Below are 4,175 nucleotides of genomic sequence, written 5' to 3' on the forward strand. Positions count from 1 at the left end.
CGGGCCCGCTCGAACGCACCGCCGCGGCCATCCGCGCGGCGGGCGGCACGGCCTCGGTCACGCTCTGCGACATCACCCGGCGCGCCGAGGTCGAGGCGCTGGTGGCGGAGACCGAGGCGCGTCACGGGCGCCTCGATGTGCTCGTGAACAATGCGGGCATCACCGGGCGCTCGGCGCTGACCGAGGTCGAGGATGCCGACTGGGATCTGATGCTCCGCACCCACATGACCGGCCCCTTCATGGCCTGCCGCGCGGCGCTGCCCGGCATGATGCGGCGCGGCGCGGGCAAGATCGTCAACACCGTCTCGGTGCTGGGCGAGCTCGGCCGGCCCTGGGTGGTGCCCTATGCGGCGGCCAAGGGCGGGCTGCGGATGCTGACGCGGGCGCTTGCCACCGAGGTGGCGGGCGCCAACATCCAGGTCAACGGCATCGGGCCGGGCTATTTCGAGACCGAGATGAACGCGGCCATCGTCCAGAACGAGGCGCTCCATGCCGAGCGCGTGGCCCGCGTGCCCGCCCGGCGCTGGGGCCGCCCGGCCGAGCTCGGCGGAACGGCGGTCTATCTCGCCTCGGCGGCGTCGGACTATGTCACCGGGCAGATCATCTATGTCGATGGCGGCCTGACCGCCTCATTCTAGGAGAGACGCATGTCCGCGCCCGATCAGGCCCAGGAGTTCCGCGAGGCGATGAGCCGGCTCGCCAGCGGCGTGAGCCTCGTCACCACCCGCAGCCTCGCAGGCGTGCCGCACGGGATGCTGGCCACGGCCGTGACCTCGGTCTCGGCCGCCCCGCCCATGCTCCTCGTCTGCATCAACCGCTCGGCCACTCTGCTGGCCGACCTGCTCGAGCGCGGGGCCTTCTGCGTGAACTTCCTCGGCGCGCATCATCAGGATCTCGCGGGGCGGTTCTTCTCGGCCGAGGGCCGCGCGCAGCGGTTTCAGACCGGCCCCTGGACGGAGCTTGCGACCGGCGTGCCGGTGCTCGCCGACAGTCTGGCCGCGCTCGACTGCCAGCTCGACCGCGCGGTCGAGGCCGGCACCCACAGCGTGCTCTTCGGCCGGGTCGAGGCGGTCCGCCTGTCGCCCCCCGGCGAGGTGCAGCCGATGATCCACTACCTGCGCCAGTATCGCCGGCTGGAAAGCCCCGAGGCGCAGCGCAGCGAAGCGGCCTCCTGATCCCTGACCGTCCCGGCGAGGGCCGGAGCGCCGCGAAGCCCCACGCGGGCCTTCGCGGCCTCTGTCGTCTGCCGGTCCTGCCACCTCGCCAAGGGTCCGCGGAGATCCGGCCCCGGTCTTAAGGATCCGGCGGCCCCTCGGGCCGCCGGAGGCGCGAGGCTCAGTAGGCCACGCGCTTGTAGTAGCGCCGCGTGACCAGCGGGTGGTCGCGCATCACTTCGAGATGGGCGCTCAGACGCTCCATCAGCGTGGCCATCACCGCGGGCGAGATCAGCGCGCGCAGCTCGGGCGAGAGGGTCTGCGGGCAGTAATCGGCGGTCGAGATCACCGTCAGCCGGTCGGTATATTGACGCGCGAACTGCGCCACACGCTCGGCCAGCGGATCGTAGGCATCCTCGCCGCGGAACAGCACGAGGCTCACCCCCGGCTCGATCAGCTCGAGCGGGCCGTGGAAGAAGTCCGACGCATGGACGGGCCGCGTGCGGATCCACTGCATCTCCTCGAGGATGCAGGTCGCGTAATAGAGCGCCTCGGGCCACATGTTCCCCGCACCGGTGAACATGTGATAGTCGGCGCCCGCGATGATGCGCGCATGATCCTCGGCCTTGGGCTCGAAGGCCTTCTTGGCCGCGACCAGCGCCGCCGGCACCGTCTGAAGCTCGGCCACCAGCGCATCGTAATTGTCGATCTCGCCGCGGGCCTTCATGACCGACAGGGCGATGAGCAGCGACTGGAGGTAGAAGCTCTCGGACGAGGTGTCATCCTCGGCGAAGTTCACGAGGGCCGGGTTGCCGCCGAGGCCGAGCGGCGTGTCGGCATGGCCCACCAGCGTGATGATCTTGGCGCCCACTTCCTTCAGCTTCTCGAGCATGGCCACGCTCTCCTTCGTGGTGCCCGACAGCGAGGGCATCACCACGATGGACTTGTCGGTGAGATTGGCCGAGCCGGTCAGGATCAGCTCCGCCGGATAGTCCTTGAAGGTCGGGAAGCCCGAGCGGCGGTGGAGCAGCTGGACGGCGGGCTCCATCAGATAGGCCACGCCGCCGGTGCCGAGGAAATAGAGGTTGGTCGCGCCCGCCGCGATGGCCGCGCCGATCTCGGCGTCGATCCGGGGCGCGAGCGCCACGGCGCCCGACTGGATGCGGAGGAAGCGGTCCTCGTTGAAATTCAGCATGTCTGATCCTCTTGGTTTCGCCCCGGGGGGCAGGTGTTCAGGGCCCGGCCGCGTCGGGCGGCCGGGGGAAGGAAAGGCAGGGAAAGGGCCGCCCGGTCAGGCGGTGAGCTGTGCCACGCGGGAAGCCAGCCGCTCCGAGGCCGCCTCGAGGGCTGCCGACCGCCGGGCCCTCAGCTCCGCATCCGCGGCAAGGCGGGCCTCCATGCCGGCGAGGAGCGCGGAGACGACCTCGGGCGCGGTGCCGCCCGGAACGGTGCGCGCCCGCACCGCCTCGACCGGGTCCATCCAGCGCCGCAGGCGCTCTTCGGGCAGATCGAAGCTGCGGCCGATCTCGGCCTCGGCCGCCTCGTTCAGCACCGCGACCGTCAGCTCTTCGGCACCGCCGCCCGCGGCCAGCACCATCTGCACCGCGCGCCCCACCACATGATGGGCATCGCGGAACGAGATGCCGAAGTCGCGCACGAGCCCGTCGGCCAGATCGGTCGCGGTCGAGAAATTGGCCTTGCAGCGCGCCAGCAGCTTCTCGGCATCCGGCGTCGCCGTCTCGAAGATCAGCCGCAGCAGCGAGAGCGACGCCTCGAACCGGGCGAAGGCGGGCCAGGCGTCGGCCACCCCCTCGCGCACGCTGTCGAGACCGATCGAATAGTTCGACCCCTTCACCGCCGCGAGCGCGCCCGCCAGCGCCCCGATGCTGCGCCCGGCCTCGGCCCGGAAATATTCGAGCGGCAGCATGTTCTTCTTCTGCGGCATGATCGAGGAGGTGCCCGCCACCCGGTCGGGGAAGGTGAGCGCCCCGAATTCCCAGGTGGTGAAGACGTAAAGATCCTGCGCCACGCGCGAGAAGAGCACCTGCGCGCTGGTGACGGCCCAGAGAAGCTCGGTCACGAAATCGCGCGAGGCCACGGCATCGAGCCCCGGCGCGGCCGGCGCGGCGAAGCCCAGAAGGTCGGCCGTCTCGTCGCGGTCGATGGCGAAGGAGGTGCCGGCCAGCGCCGCCGAGCCGAGCGGGCAGGCGTCGAGCCGGTCGAGCACCGCCGCGAGCCGCTCGTGCTCGCGTTCCATCCCGCGGGCGACGTTGGCGAGATAATAGCCGAAGGTGATGGGCTGGGCGGGCTGGAGGTGGGTATAGCCCGGCATCACGGTCAGCACATGGCGCCCGGCCGCCGCGAGACAGGCGCGGCGGGCCTCTTCCATCGCGGCCAGAAGCGCGAGGCAGGTCTCGCGCGCGGCCATCCGGTCGAGGGTCGAGCCGATGTCGTTGCGGCTGCGCCCGACATGGAGCCAGCCCGCCACCGCCTTGCCCGCGACCTGCCCGAGCCGGTTCTCGAAGGCGAAATAGCTGTCCTCGAACTGCGGATCGAGGTCGATGGCGGCGGGGCCCTCGGCGCGGATCTGCGCGATCCCGCGCAGGATGTCGCGCGCGCAATCGGCCGGGATCAGCCCGCGGGCGGCCAGCATCGCGGCATGGGCCTCGTTCAGCGCGCACATCCGCTCCAGCGCCGGGGCGTCGAAGCCCTGCATCGGCGGCTCGTAGATGGTGCGGGCCACCTCGGCCGCGGTGCGTTCCGTCAGGCGGGAGCTCACGGAGTTCTTCATCTGGGATCTTTCCGGTCGGTGAGGGCCAGGGGCAGGGCGTCGAGCAATGCCCCGGCGGAGGGGAAATCGGTGGGCGAGAGGAGCCGCTGCCAGAGCGCGCGGGCCTCGGAGGGCCGGGCCACGGGCGCGAGGCAGGCCGCGAACTTCTCCGCGAGCTGGGTGTCGGTCAGCGGTGCCGCGGCGCTGCCCGGGGCGGCCTCGCGGCGGCCGGTGAGGCGGCTGCCGTCCTG

At 71.5% G+C, this 4,175-nt stretch carries 4 protein-coding genes and 1 pseudogene; 2 read left to right on the top strand and 3 right to left on the bottom strand.

Features of this window, described 5'->3' with window-relative positions:
* Together A9O63_RS21290 and A9O63_RS21295 are read left to right on the top strand one after the other, a co-directional pair.
* The coding region (locus A9O63_RS21290) for an SDR family oxidoreductase (RefSeq protein ID WP_069333656.1) at positions 1–638 on the top strand (638 nt) is incomplete at its 5' end.
* Positions 639–647: 9 nt separating this feature from the next.
* On the top strand, positions 648–1,175 hold the full coding sequence (locus A9O63_RS21295; protein ID WP_069333657.1) for a flavin reductase family protein: 528 nt from the start codon (positions 648–650) through the stop codon (positions 1,173–1,175).
* 160 nt (positions 1,176–1,335) lie between these two features.
* On the opposite strand, the gene A9O63_RS21300 is transcribed toward A9O63_RS21295, so the two are convergent.
* The 3 genes and pseudogenes from A9O63_RS21300 to A9O63_RS21310 all read right to left on the bottom strand — a co-directional run.
* Positions 1,336–2,349, bottom strand: a complete 1,014-nt coding sequence (locus A9O63_RS21300) for an SIS domain-containing protein (RefSeq protein ID WP_009564049.1) — start codon at positions 2,347–2,349, stop codon at positions 1,336–1,338.
* Positions 2,350–2,445: 96 nt separating this feature from the next.
* Positions 2,446–3,945, bottom strand: coding sequence for an argininosuccinate lyase (gene argH, locus A9O63_RS21305; RefSeq protein WP_069333658.1), 1,500 nt, complete (start codon positions 3,943–3,945; stop codon positions 2,446–2,448).
* A pseudogene (locus A9O63_RS21310) lies at positions 3,942–4,175 on the bottom strand (MmgE/PrpD family protein); the annotation flags it as partial. The pseudogene A9O63_RS21310 and the gene argH, both read right to left, overlap by 4 nt.

This window comes from Cereibacter johrii (genome assembly GCF_001720585.1).
Classification (GTDB): domain Bacteria; phylum Pseudomonadota; class Alphaproteobacteria; order Rhodobacterales; family Rhodobacteraceae; genus Cereibacter_A; species Cereibacter_A johrii.

Excerpts from the sequence above, each read along its gene's own strand:
- A9O63_RS21295 (WP_069333657.1), top strand. The coding sequence starts at position 648 with ATGTCCGCGCCCGATCAGGCCCAGGAGTTCCGCGAGGCGATGAGCCGG.
- A9O63_RS21300 (WP_009564049.1), bottom strand. The coding sequence starts at position 2,349 with ATGCTGAATTTCAACGAGGACCGCTTCCTCCGCATCCAGTCGGGCGCC.
- argH (WP_069333658.1), bottom strand. The coding sequence starts at position 3,945 with ATGAAGAACTCCGTGAGCTCCCGCCTGACGGAACGCACCGCGGCCGAG.